The 16,875-nt window shown below is 40.4% G+C and carries 18 protein-coding genes and 1 tRNA gene; 2 read left to right on the forward strand and 17 right to left on the reverse strand.

From position 1 onward, the window contains the following. Positions 1–23 precede the first annotated feature (23 nt). The 11 genes from MBBTH_RS08565 to cfbD form a co-directional block, all read right to left on the reverse strand. Positions 24–2,513, reverse strand: a complete 2,490-nt coding sequence (locus tag MBBTH_RS08565; RefSeq protein WP_116592634.1) for a heavy metal translocating P-type ATPase — start codon at positions 2,511–2,513, stop codon at positions 24–26. A gap of 74 nt (positions 2,514–2,587) precedes the next feature. Further along, a complete protein-coding gene (locus MBBTH_RS08570) occupies positions 2,588–3,379 on the reverse strand; it encodes a nitroreductase family protein (protein WP_116592635.1) in 792 nt (263 codons plus the stop codon). Beyond that, positions 3,376–4,581, reverse strand: a complete 1,206-nt coding sequence (locus MBBTH_RS08575; RefSeq protein WP_116592636.1) for a metal-dependent hydrolase family protein — start codon at positions 4,579–4,581, stop codon at positions 3,376–3,378. Before MBBTH_RS08575 ends, MBBTH_RS08570 begins: the two co-directional genes overlap by 4 nt. 7 nt (positions 4,582–4,588) lie before the next feature. After that, complete coding sequence (locus MBBTH_RS08580; RefSeq protein ID WP_116592637.1) at positions 4,589–4,978, reverse strand: DUF126 domain-containing protein; 390 nt, start codon at positions 4,976–4,978, stop codon at positions 4,589–4,591. Between the two features lie 12 nt (positions 4,979–4,990). Then, positions 4,991–5,500 carry a double zinc ribbon domain-containing protein gene (locus MBBTH_RS08585; RefSeq protein WP_116592638.1) on the reverse strand — a complete coding sequence of 170 codons (510 nt, stop codon included), beginning with the start codon at positions 5,498–5,500 and terminating at the stop codon, positions 4,991–4,993. Next, on the reverse strand, positions 5,501–6,757 hold the full coding sequence (truD, locus tag MBBTH_RS08590) for a tRNA pseudouridine(13) synthase TruD (protein ID WP_116592639.1): 1,257 nt from the start codon (positions 6,755–6,757) through the stop codon (positions 5,501–5,503). It lies immediately after the preceding gene. Between the two features lie 19 nt (positions 6,758–6,776). Next, positions 6,777–6,850 (reverse strand) — tRNA-Arg (locus MBBTH_RS08595). Between the two features lie 50 nt (positions 6,851–6,900). Next, positions 6,901–7,338 (reverse strand): hypothetical protein, encoded by a 438-nt coding sequence (locus MBBTH_RS08600; RefSeq protein ID WP_116592640.1) that lies wholly within the window; start codon positions 7,336–7,338, stop codon positions 6,901–6,903. 86 nt (positions 7,339–7,424) lie between these two features. Beyond that, the gene (locus tag MBBTH_RS08605) at positions 7,425–8,789 is read right to left on the reverse strand and encodes an AIR synthase-related protein (RefSeq protein ID WP_116592641.1); all 1,365 of its coding nucleotides are present in this window, start codon (positions 8,787–8,789) and stop codon (positions 7,425–7,427) included. A gap of 3 nt (positions 8,790–8,792) precedes the next feature. Next, entirely contained in the window at positions 8,793–9,389 is a 597-nt protein-coding gene (gene hisH / locus MBBTH_RS08610) for an imidazole glycerol phosphate synthase subunit HisH (protein WP_116592642.1), read from the reverse strand. Then, positions 9,389–10,459, reverse strand: a complete 1,071-nt coding sequence (cfbD, locus tag MBBTH_RS08615) for a Ni-sirohydrochlorin a,c-diamide reductive cyclase catalytic subunit (protein WP_116592695.1) — start codon at positions 10,457–10,459, stop codon at positions 9,389–9,391. Before cfbD ends, hisH begins: the two co-directional genes overlap by 1 nt. A gap of 79 nt (positions 10,460–10,538) precedes the next feature. Here cfbD and MBBTH_RS08620 point away from each other — a divergent pair, with 79 nt between their 5' ends. Then, entirely contained in the window at positions 10,539–10,937 is a 399-nt protein-coding gene (locus tag MBBTH_RS08620) for a C-GCAxxG-C-C family protein (protein ID WP_116592643.1), read from the forward strand. A gap of 12 nt (positions 10,938–10,949) precedes the next feature. On the opposite strand, the gene MBBTH_RS08625 is transcribed toward MBBTH_RS08620, so the two are convergent. Next, positions 10,950–11,822 carry a damage-control phosphatase ARMT1 family protein gene (locus MBBTH_RS08625; protein ID WP_243409785.1) on the reverse strand — a complete coding sequence of 291 codons (873 nt, stop codon included), beginning with the start codon at positions 11,820–11,822 and terminating at the stop codon, positions 10,950–10,952. A 2-nt stretch (positions 11,823–11,824) separates the two neighbouring features. Continuing rightward, entirely contained in the window at positions 11,825–13,201 is a 1,377-nt protein-coding gene (locus MBBTH_RS08630; protein WP_116592644.1) for an MATE family efflux transporter, read from the reverse strand. 121 nt (positions 13,202–13,322) lie between these two features. Between MBBTH_RS08630 and MBBTH_RS08635 the strand changes: the two genes are divergently transcribed. Beyond that, entirely contained in the window at positions 13,323–14,339 is a 1,017-nt protein-coding gene (locus MBBTH_RS08635) for a hypothetical protein (protein WP_116592645.1), read from the forward strand. A gap of 5 nt (positions 14,340–14,344) precedes the next feature. On the opposite strand, the gene MBBTH_RS08640 is transcribed toward MBBTH_RS08635, so the two are convergent. The 4 genes from MBBTH_RS08640 to MBBTH_RS08655 all read right to left on the reverse strand — a co-directional run bounded on the left by MBBTH_RS08640 (position 14,345) and on the right by MBBTH_RS08655 (position 16,862). Further along, positions 14,345–14,890, reverse strand: a complete 546-nt coding sequence (locus tag MBBTH_RS08640) for a DUF2115 domain-containing protein (RefSeq protein ID WP_116592646.1) — start codon at positions 14,888–14,890, stop codon at positions 14,345–14,347. Positions 14,891–14,981: 91 nt separating this feature from the next. Beyond that, positions 14,982–16,004 (reverse strand): SLC13 family permease, encoded by a 1,023-nt coding sequence (locus MBBTH_RS08645; protein WP_165814052.1) that lies wholly within the window; start codon positions 16,002–16,004, stop codon positions 14,982–14,984. Further along, complete coding sequence (locus tag MBBTH_RS08650; protein WP_116592648.1) at positions 15,994–16,308, reverse strand: TIGR04076 family protein; 315 nt, start codon at positions 16,306–16,308, stop codon at positions 15,994–15,996. Before MBBTH_RS08650 ends, MBBTH_RS08645 begins: the two co-directional genes overlap by 11 nt. Further along, entirely contained in the window at positions 16,305–16,862 is a 558-nt protein-coding gene (locus tag MBBTH_RS08655; RefSeq protein ID WP_116592649.1) for a DUF6434 domain-containing protein, read from the reverse strand. The genes MBBTH_RS08650 and MBBTH_RS08655 overlap by 4 nt, the downstream gene beginning before the upstream one ends. Between the last annotated feature and the right edge of the window lie 13 nt (positions 16,863–16,875).

Below are 16,875 nucleotides of genomic sequence, written 5' to 3' on the forward strand. Positions count from 1 at the left end.
ATAGAATTAATTGGTTTAACCAATTAATTTTTAACTCTTTTTATTTCAGGAACATATCTCTTAAGCATCAGTGAAAGTGATATGACCGTTACTGAACTCAATGCCATTGCAAGACCGGCAAGGGCAGGTTCAAAGGTTATTCCGAATGTTGGATACAATACTCCAGCAGCAATCGGAATCAGTATTGTGTTGTATGCAAATGCCCAGAAAATGTTTTCCTTGATTCTGCGCATCACCTTTTTAGAAAATTGAACGGCTGCAACCACGTTTTCCAAATCGCCTTCCATGACAACAATGTCCCCGCTTTCCATTGCAATATCGGTACCGTTACCCATTGCAACACCGATATCCGCCTGTGTCAATGCAGGTGCGTCGTTGATTCCGTCTCCAACAAACAATACCTTTTTGGTGTTATTTGCCTGAGTCTTTTTGACAATGTCAAGTTTGTTTTCAGGAAGGACCTGGGCCTCCACATTGTCTATTCCTACCTCACGGGCAACATTCAAGGCTGTGGACTCATTATCCCCTGTCAGCATGTATGTCTCGACGCCCATGTTATGCAGTTCATCGATTGCCCTTTTGGAATTGGCCTTGATTTTATCGGACAGGCTTAAAATTCCTTTAACTGTCTTGTCTTGTGCCAAAAAGATAATGGTCTTTGACAGCTTTTCAAGTTCATGATACTTGTCAATGGCTTCTTGTGAGACCTGAACATCATAACTTTCCATTAAAGCCAAGTTGCCAGCAAGAACCTCTTTGGAATTAATTTCAGCCTTCAATCCCTTACCTGTAACGTTTTCAAATTCGGATGTTTGAGCTAAATCAAGGTTCAGTTCCTTTGCCCTGTTCACTATGGCCTTGGCGATAGGGTGGGTTGAATTCTGCTCAACGCTTGCGGCAAGCCTGATTAAATCCTCATCGCTTCCCTCATACGGCAATATGTCATCGACTTCAGGTTTTCCTTCAGTGATTGTACCTGTCTTGTCGAATGCTGCCACATCAATTTGACCAGCATTCTCCAATGTGTCACCGTTCTTAATCAGAATTCCATATTCCGCTGCCCTTCCGACACCGACTGTAACCGCTGTTGGAGTGGCCAAACCCAGAGCGCATGGACATGCAACCACCAATATTGAAATCAGGCATGTCAATGAGAACAGTAACGATGCTCCAAGCAATAGATACCATATCAGGAACACGACAATAGCTATGGTCAGGATTACCGGAATGAAGTATGATACGATAGTGTTTGCGAACTTTTGAACCGGAGGCCTTGAAGATTGCGCCTTTTCAACCAAACGAATGATGTTTGACAAGACGGTTTCCTTTCCAATCTTTTTGGCTTTGATTTGGAGAACTCCGTCCTGATTGATGGTTCCAGCAAAGACCTCTTCACCGTCCTTTTTGACTTTAGGAATCGGTTCCCCATTAATCATTGACTCATCGACATAGGATTCTCCTCCGACAACGTCCCCGTCAACCGGAATCTTTTCACCAGGTTTTACCAAAAGCAAGTCATCCAATACAATATCTGCAATGGAAACCTCCTTTTGTGAGATGATTTCGCCATTCTCATCAACCTCAATGGCTGTTGCGACTGTCGGCTGAAGGCCTATCAGTTCGCGTATGGAATCTGATGTGCGTTTTTTGGCCCTTGCCTCAAGATACCTTCCGATCATCAAGAATGAAGGAAGCATCACAGCTGAGTCATAAAACATGAATGTGTGGTCCAATACAATGCCGAATGTTCCAAAGATGCTTGATATATATGCAACCAGAATACCCATGGAGTACATTACATCCATGTTAAGGTTTTTATGCATCAGACCATTGATTCCTGCCTTTAAAATCGGCAAGGATACATATAAGAATGGAGCGATACTTACAATTAGGGAAAGCAGTCCCATTGAGGAGATATGCAATCCTGTCGCATGGTTGATTGAGTGTACAATGCCCATTAGCGGATCCCATCCGCTGAACATTAGAATCATTAAAATAACTGAGAAAAATAAACCGACAATAATCCTGTTGCGCTTTTCCTTCAGGTCCTGTTGATATATTGCCTCTTCATCAATTTCGGTTTGACCCTCAACGCCAAGGAGCTCAAATCCCAAGGAAACGATTACCTCTTCTATTTCATCCAGGGTCACTTTTGATGAATCATATCTTATTTTTGCGGTTTGGGAAGTCAAATCCGCCTTCACATCAAAAATGCCATCCAGACGTATCAGGAAATTTTCCACATTCATTGTGCATGAAGCGCAGTGCATTCCCTGAATCCTTATGGTCATTTCATCGCTGTGGAGTTCAAAACCCAGATTTTTGACCAGCCTTTCCATCTCTTCATAGGAAATCTTTTTGGTGTCGACTGTGATGTGCAGCTTATTTGATGCCAAATCGGCGTCGACATCCTCTACTCCTTCTATTTTTCCAAATGTTTTGTTAACGCTTAGAACACAGGATGCGCAGTGCATTCCTTCAATCGGCAAATCCATATGCTTATGCTTTACCATCTTATCACGACCGTTCCCTTTTATAAGATTATTTGTGTTTTATGTATTATAAAGTTTAGGCATTACTAAAAATTTTACATGTAGTTAACCTTAATTTCCTTGTGAGGTATTGTTCTCCTGAAAGTCTTTTTGGGATAGCCTATAATGAATGCTGAGTACATATGCTTGCTCTTGTCAATTCCTGGGAAGAATTCCATTAGCCTGTCATGGTCTATCTCATCTGCCTTTAGAATAAAGAGAGAATAGAATCCTCCAAGCCCCAAAGTATATGCCAGCAATTCCATGCGTGTGTTTGCTATGACCGCACTTGTCTTGTCTGTTGAGAATGTCAAAATCAGCTGATGGCCCTGCCACAATAGAGGATGATATTTCTTTGTGGAATTGTCCCTTAAGTAATCGCCGAACTCCTTGATTCTGAAAAACTCATTCTCTTCAACCTTGATTATTTCATAAACATGCTTCATGAAATCATTCAGTCTCCTGTCCAAAACGACGAACTCCACATCCTGCTCATTTTGGGCTGAAGGGGAATAATAGGCACCCTCAAGCAATTTGTTGAATGTGTCCTTATCGATTTTTTTCCTTTTAAACCATCTCATTGACCTTCTCTGCTTTAAGAATTGCAGTAAGTCCCTGTAGTCAATTGGAAGTTCCTTTGAACTGTACTCCTCAATCCTGTCTTCACGACCCTTGAATATTTTAAGGGTTACAGCACCTGTCGGGCAAATAGCCATGCAATGGCCACATTCAAAACAGTTGCTTCCGGTCTCATAAGCCACTTCATCTATTTCAATATTGTCACGAATGCAGACTGCCTTACACTGTCCGCAGGCGATACACTTTTCATCATCAATCATTAATTTCATTTAACTACACAACCATCCTGAACTACTTTTAAGATATTTTCATTGTTGCTCAATATGGAAACATCTTCCAGCGGATTGGAATTGACCAGAACTAAATCTGCAACATAATTTTCCCTGACAAGACCCAAATTATTAAATCCTAAAAATTCGGCCGCCTTAACGGTTCCTGCTGCAATAGCCTCATCGGCTGACATTCCAATATCTGTCAAATGGACCAATTCCTCCAGATTGTGTCCGTGTGGAATTACTCCACTGTCTGTTCCCATCAATATGTTAACACCTTGTTCGTAAGCTACTTGGATGTTTTCCTTGTGGACTTTGACTATTTCCTTAAGTTTTTCTGTCTTTTCGTCTGCATAGCTGTCCCATGCAGGGAAGCCATTTTTATATAAGAATTGATGAACAAGAAGTGTCGGAACTAAACTTACATCATTTTCAACCATTCTTTTAGCGGTCTTCTTATCAATGAATGTTCCATGTTCAATTGAAGAAAAACCAGCATCGATACAATTGTTCATTCCTTTCAAGCTGTGACAGTGGGCCGATACCTTCATGTCATTAGCCTTTGCTTCACAGACAATTGTCTTTAACTCTTTTTTGTTGAATTGGGCAAATTCCGGTGAAGTGTTGGTTGTCAATACTCCTCCGCTTGCCATAACCTTAATAAAATCAGCGCCCGCCCTTTTTACTTCACGGGTCTTTTTAAGAACCTCCTCTATGCCATCGCATCTTCCCTTTGGAAAACCGGGATAGATTATCTCCATGTCCCAGCCGGAAGGCAGAAGCAAATCGAAATGTCCTCCTGTCATTACTAGTGGAGTGATTGACAGGTGAATTTTTGGAGCGGTGAATAATTTACGTTGTTGTGCCAATTTGAAGCTCAAATCAGCAGATCCACAATCTCTAATTGTTGTAACACCCGCATTGATTGTCTGCAGAGAATGAGGCACCGCATTGTAAAAATGAAGCCCCAATGGATTTGCCATATTCTCTTCCTTATGGAATCCCTTTGCAAAAATGTGGGTATGGCAATCAATGAAACCAGAAAGCAGATAATTGTCCTCACCGTCGATGACATTGTCCGCCTTAATCTTAGTTGAAGATATTTCCTTGATTAGATTATCTTCAATCAAAACGTTTTGCCTGGTTTTTATCTCTTCAAACGGATTTACGATGTTTACATTTTCAATTAGAGTTTGCATATTATCACTACAATATTTCTATTGTACCATTAGTTCCATCGACCTCGACAAGGGTTCCTGTTTTCAAATCCTTGATGTCTTCAGGTGAATCGACCAATGGAATGTCTGACATTATTGCTCCTGTTGCAATAATAGGCTCTGCGCTTAGACAGATTATGGCGCTAGGAGCGGTTTTGTTTTTCATCATCTGGAAAATCACATAGGATCCTACGGTAGAGCCCTTTCCTCCAGGGATGAAGAGTACCTTATCCTTGATGATTTCCCCTTTCAGTTCATGATTCGGGTCGATTATTTCACCGGTGTCCGGATTCACTCCACCTAAAAAGCTAATCGGCTCTGATGAAACAATCAATTCACCTTTTCCTTTTCCTTTGGCAATATTTCTACATTCAATCATAATCATCACTTGTTAAAATAACTTATCTTCAACTTCTTCTCCACGATTCAAGGCATTTGCAGAGTTTATTGTATCAACCAATGCCCAAATCCATACTATCAATGCCAATGCCAATCCAATGACAAGTAAAATTAAAATCAATGATACAATATATGCTATTAATAAAATTGCACCGGTATTGTCCAGACCCAAATACATGTGACCCATGCCAGGCAACAAAACGCTTAAGACAACTGCAACCAGGGTGCTTTTCTCCTTATCGATACTCACATTTCGAGATTTCACGGTAGCTTTCAGATTATGGCCGCAATTTGGACAGAACTTGAAATCACCTTCCAGCTTGAAACCGCAATTACGACAATAATTAACTCCAGATTTAACCTCTTCACTTTCAGGAGTCGGATTATGCTCCACTGGGGCACTTTCAGTGCTGATTTCCTCAACTTTTGGAAGATAAGCTCCGCAGTTCTTGCAGAATTTGTCGTTTGGAACTTCCTTACCGCAATCTGGACAAATAACCATCTAAATCACATCTACCTTCATGATTTCTCTTAAAACAGCCGTAGCATAAGAACCCTTGTTTATTGAAAACTCACATAGGACTCCCTCGTCTGTTGCCTGTGCACTGGCATCCCACACCTGGAATCTCATGGAACGTCTGAGACCATGGCTTCCTAAACGAGGCATTTTTGGAACTTCAAAGTCGCTTTTCTCCAAATTATATTTCTTCAATACATTCTCTTCCATTTCCCCAACGGCTCCGCCTGCAAATGGGACCTTTGTTCCATATAACGGACATGTCGGGTTGGCTTCGAAGCTGTCCATCAGTTCCTGATACTCTTCCGGAGTCTTTTCATAAACAATGTGTTCCTCATTATCAATTATGATGTCACCAGGAATATACTTGTCTATTCCCATTGCAACCCTGTTGCTTACGGCCTCATTGAATAGGTAAGACTGATATGCATGAACAAACATTCTCTGCAATGGCTTTGGAAGAGCATATAACGCATTCTTATATGATTTTTCAGTCAATTCGCCTTTCTTTGAATCCTTAATCAATTCGCGAATCATCATCTTTTCGTATCTCATTCCCTTGCCCATCAAGTTCAGGGATTCCTCAAGGTTACCGTCATCATATGCCTGTCTTGCCTTCTGGTTTTCCTCATGCTCCTCTTCTGATGGGTTTCCGATGTACCTTCCGACAGCCTTTTCAAGGTCATTTTCAATCAATGCCTCTCCGACCAGATGAGTGTTGGTTCTAGGCTTGCCGAATCTCTGCCAACCGAAGTAGTTGGGAACTCCTGTGGTTTGCAATTCCTTTAGAACCTCATTTGCGATGTTGGCTGACTCTTCAATATCATCCAAATCCCTAATTAAGATTTTGAATTTATTTCCCTTAAGCTGACCCATCCTAAGCTTTTTGCGGCCTCTGACTACCTTTAAAAAATCAGTTTTATAAATGTCCAAATCCTTGACCTGCTGCATCTGCTTCTCTGAATCCATATTGGAAATGCAAATCCACTGTCTGGTCAAGGCCTTCTTGTCCTTCATTCCGGCAAAGCCCATCCTTTTTCTTGAGATGTGCAGGTCTCTTGAAATGTCCAGGACAACATCAAGTGTGGTCCTTCCAAGCTTTTCAATCCAGATGTAAACGTTTGGACCCTCACCGGATGGAATGACTTCAGGAATTTCTTCAACGTAAAAATCTTCATATTGGTTTCTAATTGTTCCACCAATACCCTTTTGAGAAGTTACATAAGTATTAGCATTTAACATAATATCACGGAAATTATAATGCCCTGGCCGGGATTTGAACCCGGGGAATGGGATCCGCAGTCCCATGTGTTATCCAAACTACACCACCAGGGCCGACAAAATAAGATAACAATTATCTTTAAGATTTTTATAGTATTTAATAATTACCATGTTGATAATGTGAATGAATAATCCCCATAGGTCCTTGTGGCTACAGAAACATTTTCCGCATCATCATATTTTCCCTTTGATGCCAGCACCTCATCATTCAAAACGTTGCTTTCAACTAACCTATAGTTTTCAAGATCATAGGAATCTAACCTGTCCCTTGAAATTTTAGAAACCTCCCTTACGGATTCCTTTGAGTTTTCGCCCTCCTTTAGAATGCCTGAGATTTCACTGATGAAACTCTTATCCTGGAAATCTATCCTACCGCTTAAAAGCTCCATTACATCCTGTGCCGTTCGAATATCTCTTGATTCATAGGAATATTCATGTGTAGGCATTGTTACTGTGGTGTTAATGGCCAAAAAAACAATTAAAAGCAAAACCACTGCAAGTATTGCATCAATCAAATAAAATGAACCCTTATTGTCTAACATGGATTAAAATTGAACGTTAGATTAAATAAAAAATAGTGAAGTGCGATTGCATGATTTTGTGTAAAATCGCACCTTAAGAATTGAAACTAGTTTGATCGGATATAGTCTATGACCTTATCCTTTTTGGCAATTGCAGCATCTGAAGCCTTTTGAACCTTTTCCTTCATCTCTTCAAAGTCTTCAGGGGTTGTATCTCCAACCAGTTTTTTGATTTTGGTATATGCCGCTTCCCTGAACAATGGGACCAGCTTTTCATTTGAACCGTCTTCCTTGACCAGAATAGGTTCTCCTGAATTGTTGACCTCACCTATTTCAGATATTACAACATCATATTTGCCGACAGCCTTTTTGATATCACCGACGATTTCTGGAGGCACAATAAGCATCAATGAATCGGTTGAAACTCCCAATGGATCGATGTTTAATGTCTCAAGCATGTTTAAAACATTCGGAGCAACCATGTCCCTGATTTCCTTTTCATAAAACTCAAGGCCCACACCGGTTGTGTTTGATATCTCATGGGCATCGCCTCTAAGTCCGCCATTGGTTACGTCAGTCATCGCATGGACATCCTTCACGAGATCTGATTCAAAAAGCGCATGTGAAGCCTGAACGAAGTTTACGTTCATTGTATCCCACACAACATCAAAGAAACCGTTGTACAGTGCTGTAGTTGTTATTGTTCCTCCTCCTGAACCTTCAGTCAAAAGGATTACATCGCCTTCGGTCGCTCCTTTTCTTGCTGTTGGAGGATATGGTGAAACTCCCACGCTTCCAACGGCTGAAACGAACCTGTCTCCCAAAACCATGTCTCCACCGACACGCAAGGTACTTCCGGCCACAATAGGAACGTCAACTAGCTCTGAAACTGCAGCAACACCTGCTGTAAAGTCGAATATCTTTGCAACATCCCCGTCGTCTGCAAGGTGGACGTCACTTAAGATAGCGACTGGGTCTGCACCCATAACACAAACGTCCCTTAATGTTGCTCTTGTAACGTGAAAACCACCTAAAAATGGATATTCACTTAATCTTGAATGAATTCCGTCAACTGCGGTTGTTATGTAAACCTCATCATTTTTGACTGGTGCCTTAACCACTCCACCGTCGTCCTGTTCTGACGGATTGACCAATGAGGCAGTATTGGTTGATGATACGATTTCAGCGATTTTCCTGTGGACAAAAAAGTCTCCGGCTCCACGGGAACCCACTCCCATCTCGCCCATCAATACATCAGCCTTATTTACATTAGCTATTTCCTTTAAAAATTCATCATCGCTTTCCTGCAATTTTAAAGTTGTTGAAACCTCATCAATTACAGCCTTTGCCATTTCAACTGAATTGTCTTGTGAAATGTTTTTATACTCTCTAATACGAACTGCTAAAATATCTGCTAAATCTTCATATGAGTAATCGTCAATTCTAGCCCTTACAAATCCTTCGATATCCATTGTCTATATCTCCAAGTTAGTGAAATTTTTTAAGATTTTTAATCCTGCCTTACTGCTTTTTTCTGGGTGGAACTGTGTTGAGAACAAATTGTTTTGACTTAAGCTTGCCACAACACTGTTTCCATATTCACAAGTTCCTGCGATGATTTCATCATCATCGGGAATTACATGATAAGAGTGAACAAAATAAAAGTATTCGCCATCTATTCCTTCCAAGATTGGTGAATCATTGGTGACATTCAACCTATTCCATCCCATGTGAGGTATTTTAACGCCTTCCGGCAATTTTTCCACATGCCCCTTGAATAAATCGAGTCCTTTTACACCAGGTGATTCCTCACTTGAGGTCATCAGCACCTGCTGGCCAAGACAAACGCCCAAAAAGGGTTTATCATCATCTACATGCTCAAATATTACGTCCTTGAAGGGTTCCAGATTTTCCATTGCGCTTCCAAATGCTCCGACACCAGGCAAAACAAGGTAATCGCTGTTGGCGATTGTTTCCTTATCGTCAGTTATCTGAAAATCGGCACCTATCTTTTTGAATCCGTTTGATATGCTTTTCAAGTTTCCGCTTTTGTAATCAATAATCGTTATCATTAGTCCAACCATCCAATAGCTGATCTGATCATACCGCCAAAGTCTGAAAATACTATTTCATCGGTACCAAGTGTTTTTGAGTGTGCATCAAGCTCTGCAACAACATGAGTGTAGCCCAAGTCCCTGAGCGGTTCAACAAGACGTGGCCCATCTGTCACTGCAACGGATTCCACATCAAAGTCCTCAATCGGAAATGCATGTGGAACACCGAACACGACAATCATGTCCAAATCCTTGTCCTTCAAATATTCGGCTGCATTGTTGGCTGTTATCGGATATTCATCGAGACCTCCTGTGATGAATTCAGGCTCGATATCCAATTGGCTCTTGATATTCACCGCATGTTGCCTTATTCTTGGCAAACCGATATTCTCATCCAAATTGGCTACGAAAATAGGTTTATTGTCAGGATTTATTTCCTTATAATCGAAATTAATGATGTCTGCGAATAGATATGATGTTTCCTTTTTAACGTTGAGAACAAAGGCCACTTTCTTATCATCCTTCAATGCCTTTACAACGGTCTTTGCAACTGATTCCTTTGAATCGCCGAAGTTTGGCTTGATGTATTTTCCCTGTGCCATTCCACGGGTTTTTTCAACTTCAGTTGCCTTTTCAAGCATTTCAATTTGTCTGTCTGCCTCTTCTCTTGTAATAACACCACATTCCACAGCGGCATCCAATACCATGATTGCCCCAACGGTATTGTCTCCTTCACCGGATCCTCCATGTGATTCAACCGGAATGACTGTGCACGGCAAATCTGCAGTTGCAATAGCTTCCTTTAAATCCTCACCTATAATCATGCTGGCACAGGTACCAGCAATACCCATCAGTTTTGGTTTAAACAAATCATAAGCTTCCGTTAAGGTTTCAACTAATTTTTCGCCCGCACCCAATATGAAATCGTTTTCGGACATTCCTGTAGTTACTACTCGAACCCCATCACCTTCTAAAAGTCTGGCTGTTCTAAAGCAGCAGCCTGTAGGGCCATGCATGACAATGACATCTACATTCATATCCCTTAACGTGTAAAGAGTGGCCGCAATTGGACTTGGTCTTGGATGTATAATTTTTATCACCTATTAATTTAATAAGTAAATATTTTAAATTCTTAGTTAATATAATTATTTAAGGGGAGATATTATTATGAAACTTGACAAACAAATTCTAGAAGAGAAAATCAGAAAACACAGGGAAACAAAAAGCTGCTCCGAATCAACCCTTATGGGACTTTGTGAGACTGCAGAAGCGGACATAACAACAGAACAGATGACAAAACTGGCCTGCGGATTTGCAGGTGGAATGGGCGGAACATTCGATGAAGGAACCTGCGGTGCAGTGACCGGCGCATTGATGGCAAACGGAATTCTTAATGATGAACCTGCAGTTATCAAGGCCAATGCCAAAGAGATTTTCAACACATTCAAAGAGGAATATGGAACCGTGCGCTGCGACAAGATAACTGACCATGGAAAGGACAAGTCTCCATGTGTTGACTGCTGCGTTTTCATTGCAAATAAAGTGGCAGATTTGCTTGATGAGTGAATGGCTGGAAAATCATAATTTCTTTAAAACAAAGGATTCGACATCAACATCAAGATTTTTAGAAATAGGCTTGCATTTAGAGCAAAGCAGTGAAAAAACATCCTTGCCCTTCAAATTCATTTCAGTCAAGCCTTCGTAGTTTGCCATTCCTTTGGACACTATGAAATTGCTTTCTTGGAATCTCCTTTTGAAGTCCCTTGAAATCATCTCCTTTACGATTCCGCCGGAATCGCTTCCGACAGTGATGATTTCTGCAATTTCATCCAAACCCACATCAATGGCTTCCTTCAGGCATGCATCGTTTACGATAGGGCCACTTTTAACAACCACCACCACATCAACACCATATTCCATTATCTTTTCAATCAATAACCTGTCGAAAACTATTTCACCGGCGTTATCGACCAGGTAGAGAACCTCATCATGAGAATTCAAAGCCTTTTCAAATTCCTCAATGTCATTAATGACAAGATTCCTGTTCAGATTATCCTCAATTAATTTTTTAAAATCAGTATTGATGTTATAAACTCCAAAATCAAGTATATTACCCACAATAGCCACTTTAACATAAGTCTCTAAACTGTCATTGCTTTTTAGAATATTATTTACCTTTGGCATTAAGGACAAGGCAATTTCATTGCTCATTTCCTTTTGATTGAAATATGCATCTGCACAATTGGTTTGCTTTTTAATGTACTGGTTCACTTCTGTCGCTAACTTGTTGGGCTGTGAATCTTTACCAAAGTTCTCCGCCATGTGCTTGATGCAGTTTTGCATTAATTCAAACTTCAAAGTCTCATCATCACATGACAAATCAATGACTTCCTTCACTTGCCTCAAAATGCAGGCTCCGCATTCAAAATAGGATTTGATGATATCACCCAAGATTATTGGTCGGACTGCCCCTCCATAACCGGCTTTAACTTTCTTATTGTGTATCTGGCATATGTGTAGTTTAGAATGGATGCGATTATCCTACCGACTGCAAGACCTATCCAAATACCAGTCAAACCCCAATTAAAGACGATTCCAAAGAGGTAAGTGAAACTTACTGTGAAAATCAGCTCTCTTATGATTGTCCAGGCAAGGCTTGTTGTTCCACGGCCGATTCCCTGATAGAAAAAGCTTGAAGGCATTCCAATACCGACCAGCAATAATCCGAATGAAGCTATTCTTAAGAAGTTAGTGATTTCTGGGATTAGTGGCGCAGTGTCTGGAGTGTATGCGAAAATCAAGGCCAATTGTGGTGCGAAAATTACTAAAATAAGCATTATAGCAAGTGCAACCAATGTTGCAAACTTGGTACCGAAAGCGTGGGTCCTTGAGAGATATTCCCAGTTTCTGGCTCCAAAGGCGCTTCCGCTAACGGCCGCAACCGCACTACCGATAGCTGTGAGAGGCATTATTCCAAAGAGATATAGCCTTTGGCCTGAAGTGAATGCGGCAATACCATACTCTCCTCCGATGGATGAGATGAACATCAGATAGAAGCTCATTGCAAGTGACATCATGAACATGTCCAGGGATGCCGGTATTCCCACCTTCAAGATGTCTCGGGCAATTGCATGTTCAAACTGGAACCCCTTAAGGTTTACATCGACATAAGTGTCCTTCTTGATTAAGATCCAGTACATTATGACGCTTGCAGAACCTACTGAACTTACGATTGTTGCAAGGGATGCTCCTGCTGAACCTAGACCCAATACATAAATAAAAAGCGGATCCAGGATGAAATTTAAAACGACTGACACTATCATGGCGTACATTGCCCTTTTCATGTCTCCTTCCCCACGGAGAATTCCGCTTCCGCCGTTGGCAAACATGAACGCAAATAAACCCAAAAATAGTGGAGTTCCATACTTCATTGCCTCAACTAATGATTGTCCACTTGCACCATAGGTTTTGAGTAACGGTTCCTGTATGACAAGTAGAATCAAAGTCAATGCTACGGATGCTATTAAAAATATGAATAGAGAGTGTGTTGCCGATTTGCTTGCGCCCTCATGGTTTCTTGCACCAACCGCACGGCTGATGCTGCTTGTGGCACCGTTTCCAAGTCCTACACTGAAACCGTTTAGAATCATGAATATCGGTGTCACAAAACCAATTCCAGCAATAGCTGCCTGTCCAAGTCCTGCAACCCATATACCGTCGACAATATTGTAGGATGCAGTTAAAAGCATTGATATCATGATTGGAATCGCAAGTTTTCGAACGGCAATTTCGGGTTCCCCTCTCATCAATTCAACATTTTTATTGGCCATAAATTTCACTTAAATCAAATTCTATATAACTATTATTTTTTTAAAATTTATAAGACTATTGCAAATACATATATGTATAGAAAAATTCAAAGTATATTTAAAAAAACATCAATGTGTGAATATGAATCAGACAGACGAATTCTACGAGGACATGGAAAAGTGCGAGATTCCACTTACCCATATTGAAAAGGGAATAACCGACCCTACATTAAAGCCAATTGATGAATTATATGGGGCGGCGGATGTTTTAAGTGTGGAAAACGCCAAGAAGCATCAGCGCAACCTATGGCTATTGTCATTTTTTGGAACCCTTGTTGCTATTTTCTTCCTTCTATATGATGAAGCGGAATTGCACTGGCTTATTTTTGGCTGTATAATGGTCATTCTGATTATATTCTACATTAACAAATTAGCAGAGCGCACTGAATGCCATAGGAAATACCTGCAGTACAGACTGCTGGCAGAATCACTTCGTGTCCAGTACTTCCTTTCAAAAGCGGGCATAGACAAGAATGTGGGAGACATCATGCCATGGTTCGTTAAGAAGGATGTTCCATGGATTAGAGAAGTGTTGAAAACAGTACCCCCGGTGAATACAAATGAAAAAAGACATATTATAAATTGCTGGATCAGGGATCAGATGAAATATCATCAAAAGGCGCTTAATAGGACAACAATCCAAAAACAAAGGGACAAGCGCATTTCCCGTAGAGTGCTTTATATAACACTTGCCACTTACATTATAGCGTTGCTGTTTGAGATTTACGTTTTTGCAACGCCTGGAGAGATACACTACAATCTGCTGGCTCCGGTCTTGAAAACATTGAATGACTGGGGAATAATGCTTTCCTATTCCCAGACTGAAATGATTCGTGCGATTTTGAAAATCATACTTGGTACAATGTCTGCAGCAACCCTGTTTACCGGAAGTTATTATGGGAAAATGTCCCTGTCCCTTACCATCGAGGACCACAGAAGGATGGCCATGCTGTATGAAAAAGCCGAAAACAAGATTGTTCAGAATGGCGGAGAGGAAAACGAAGATTTGATTTTATCCCTGGCTCATGAATTTTTAATTGAAAACAGTACCTGGTATGCTTACCAAAAGAAAAACCAACCTAGCTTAACCTTTGAATAATAAAATTAGAATTCTAATTGCTCGGCAATGCACATTTTGCAGACTGCATTTGGTGACTCGAGATTTGCATCCTTTACAGGACAATAAAACACGCCATCTTTTTCTTCAACCTTTAAGGATCCCGGAAATGGTGTTCCAACAGGGTGTATCGGTTCCTGCAAAATGAAAGTGGTGTAAATTGAGATTATTCCATAAATTAATGGAAATTTTGTTTTGGATGTCATTGATTCATTGACATGATATGATTTCAGTGTGGCCACCGCATCTATGAACTCCTCCTTGTCGATTTCATGATCATAGGTGTTATTGTCACTGTGGACATCCTTGATGCGGCCCAAAAAGTATTTGACATAAACGGCATGGCTTTTATGCTTATAGTTTTCCTGAACATACTTGCTTTCCTCAATCATCTCAGCATTGACGGCCATCAGGTCAAATACTGAAATGGTTCCGGAGTATTCCTTCAGGATTTCCAAAACGGAACCGCAATCAATGCTTTCCTCATTTGAAATCACCTGCGAAAAATCATCATACAATCCAATTGAACTCATGAACATGCCTCACTAATAATTTTAGTATTTCACTTTGATAATGTTAATCCTTGGAAAAAAATTAATATTAATTTTTTGTAAATTTTAGAGATTAGCAAAGCATATAAACACCAATTAGAATAGCCAATAATATAACATTTAAAACCGTGAATACGACCAGATACCTGATTTTGAATTCATTATATTCACGAACAAGAATCTTGAAAGATATAAGATTCGCCATTGATGCTATAAGCGTACCCAAACCACCAATATTGATTCCCACAATAATAGCCTCATAATTGGTGCTGAAACCGCTGAGCAACATTGCCGCAGGCACATTTGAAATTACCTGAGATGCGAGAATCCCCCACATGACCTCATTTCCAATGATCCATCTCTCAAATATCCGTGTGAAAAAATCAATGTTCTGCAGATTGCCTATTAAAATAAAAAGGGCGATGAATGTCAAAAGCAAATAATAATCGACACCAAGGAAAACTCTTCTAAGGAAATTTTCGCCATTAAACCTTACCTCACCCATGTGTGGCAATGTAATCTTATCCGGATGAACGAACAAAGACGATACGACTAAAAATATCGCTGATACAAGCACATATGGTAAAAGCAGGAGGAAAAATGATTCGAACGGGATTTTAGATACAGTGTACATGACAATATTGTGTGGCGCTCCTATAGGAAGAACCATACAGCCAATATTGGCGGCAATGGTCTGCAGGGAAACGGTGAATATTGCCAGGTCAATTCTATTGACCTTTTTCAGGGCCAAGAGGGCAAACGGCACGAATATGATTAAAGAAACATCGTTGGTTATGAATATGGATGTGAAAAAGCATGTGAAAACTAAAAAGAAAACAAGCTGGCGAGCATTTCCTATTCTGGTCAATAGCTTGCGAACCACCATCTCGAAAACTGATAGATTCTTAAGAATCTCCACAATGACCATGATTACAAAAAGCAATATGATTGTGTCCCAGTTAATGTAATCCAGATAGGTGATATTTGGAGTGACGAAAAAACAGGATATGATAGCTAGGATTAACGATATGGAAAATACGGTTTCATTTCTGAAAAAATCGATTAATCTAGCCACGGCATCCAACTTAATCGGCATCCTCATCCATTGTTTCTAAAAGAAAACTGACCGGTCTGAAGCCGTCATTGCATGAAATCATTGCTGATTTTTTATTCTTCATCCAGCCGTCATAAAAATCGCTTGCGCCATTGGCCAATGCCATGACAAATGGTGAAACGCTCTCCCAGGCACTGTCGCAGAAATTGTCCGGTTTTACCCAACCGTTTGCGATGAAAACGTCCCCCTCCTCAACGTCACATTCATGTTCAAGAGGATTCTCGTATTTCTCGATTAAATCATCATGCCTTACTTTTCTCATGACTGTAATTTTGACTTTTTTCATTTTAATATCTCCAAATCACTTTCTTCATAACGATTATGCCCTTTAAGGCTCTTTTTAAACTTCCAACATTTGATTGCATCATCCAATGACCTGCCATCATTGTTTTCGAAGAAATCCCTAATGTATTGGTTATACTGAAACTGCTTATCTATTCTTGTCTTTTCGCCTGAATTTTGAATCTCATGATATACTTCAATGGCATCACGGTAAGTCCTGTTGGGATTGGACTTCAGCCATTTTTGAAACTTGACCTTGAACTTAAAACCCTTGCCTATTTCCCTTTCAAAGAATTCCCTTTTATCCTCGCTGCATCCGAAATTTTCTCCCAATCTGGAATCCAAGGAAATCTCAGAGGATTCCTGGCTATGGGACTGTGCAGTTTTGGGTTTGATCAATTCATCGCCAGTGCTTAAGTAATGGATTATCCTTTCCTCCAACTCCCCCTTGCTTCCGCTGACTTTAAGACCTTCCTTTCGGCAGAAATCCTTCAATTCCTCCTTTAAAAAATAATATTCCCCGAATTCATCGGGATTCAAATCTTTAGTCAGCTCCATGAAAATCAAAAAA

Source organism: Methanobrevibacter thaueri (assembly GCF_003111625.1).
GTDB classification, from domain to species: Archaea; Methanobacteriota; Methanobacteria; order Methanobacteriales; family Methanobacteriaceae; genus Methanocatella; species Methanocatella thaueri.

Coding starts and splice junctions, on each gene's coding strand:
- MBBTH_RS08650 (WP_116592648.1), bottom strand. CDS start 16,308: ATGAAAAAAGTCAAAATTACAGTCATGAGAAAAGTAAGGCATGATGAT.
- MBBTH_RS08565 (WP_116592634.1), bottom strand. CDS start 2,513: ATGGTAAAGCATAAGCATATGGATTTGCCGATTGAAGGAATGCACTGC.
- MBBTH_RS08645 (WP_165814052.1), bottom strand. CDS start 16,004: ATGCCGATTAAGTTGGATGCCGTGGCTAGATTAATCGATTTTTTCAGA.
- MBBTH_RS08575 (WP_116592636.1), bottom strand. CDS start 4,581: ATGCAAACTCTAATTGAAAATGTAAACATCGTAAATCCGTTTGAAGAG.
- MBBTH_RS08585 (WP_116592638.1), bottom strand. CDS start 5,500: ATGGTTATTTGTCCAGATTGCGGTAAGGAAGTTCCAAACGACAAATTC.
- MBBTH_RS08605 (WP_116592641.1), bottom strand. CDS start 8,789: ATGGATATCGAAGGATTTGTAAGGGCTAGAATTGACGATTACTCATAT.
- MBBTH_RS08655 (WP_116592649.1), bottom strand. CDS start 16,862: ATGGAGCTGACTAAAGATTTGAATCCCGATGAATTCGGGGAATATTAT.
- hisH (WP_116592642.1), bottom strand. CDS start 9,389: ATGATAACGATTATTGATTACAAAAGCGGAAACTTGAAAAGCATATCA.
- MBBTH_RS08630 (WP_116592644.1), bottom strand. CDS start 13,201: ATGGCCAATAAAAATGTTGAATTGATGAGAGGGGAACCCGAAATTGCC.
- MBBTH_RS08600 (WP_116592640.1), bottom strand. CDS start 7,338: ATGTTAGACAATAAGGGTTCATTTTATTTGATTGATGCAATACTTGCA.
- MBBTH_RS08620 (WP_116592643.1), top strand. CDS start 10,539: ATGAAACTTGACAAACAAATTCTAGAAGAGAAAATCAGAAAACACAGG.
- MBBTH_RS08635 (WP_116592645.1), top strand. CDS start 13,323: ATGAATCAGACAGACGAATTCTACGAGGACATGGAAAAGTGCGAGATT.
- truD (WP_116592639.1), bottom strand. CDS start 6,757: ATGTTAAATGCTAATACTTATGTAACTTCTCAAAAGGGTATTGGTGGA.
- MBBTH_RS08570 (WP_116592635.1), bottom strand. CDS start 3,379: ATGAAATTAATGATTGATGATGAAAAGTGTATCGCCTGCGGACAGTGT.
- MBBTH_RS08640 (WP_116592646.1), bottom strand. CDS start 14,890: ATGAGTTCAATTGGATTGTATGATGATTTTTCGCAGGTGATTTCAAAT.
- MBBTH_RS08580 (WP_116592637.1), bottom strand. CDS start 4,978: ATGATTGAATGTAGAAATATTGCCAAAGGAAAAGGAAAAGGTGAATTG.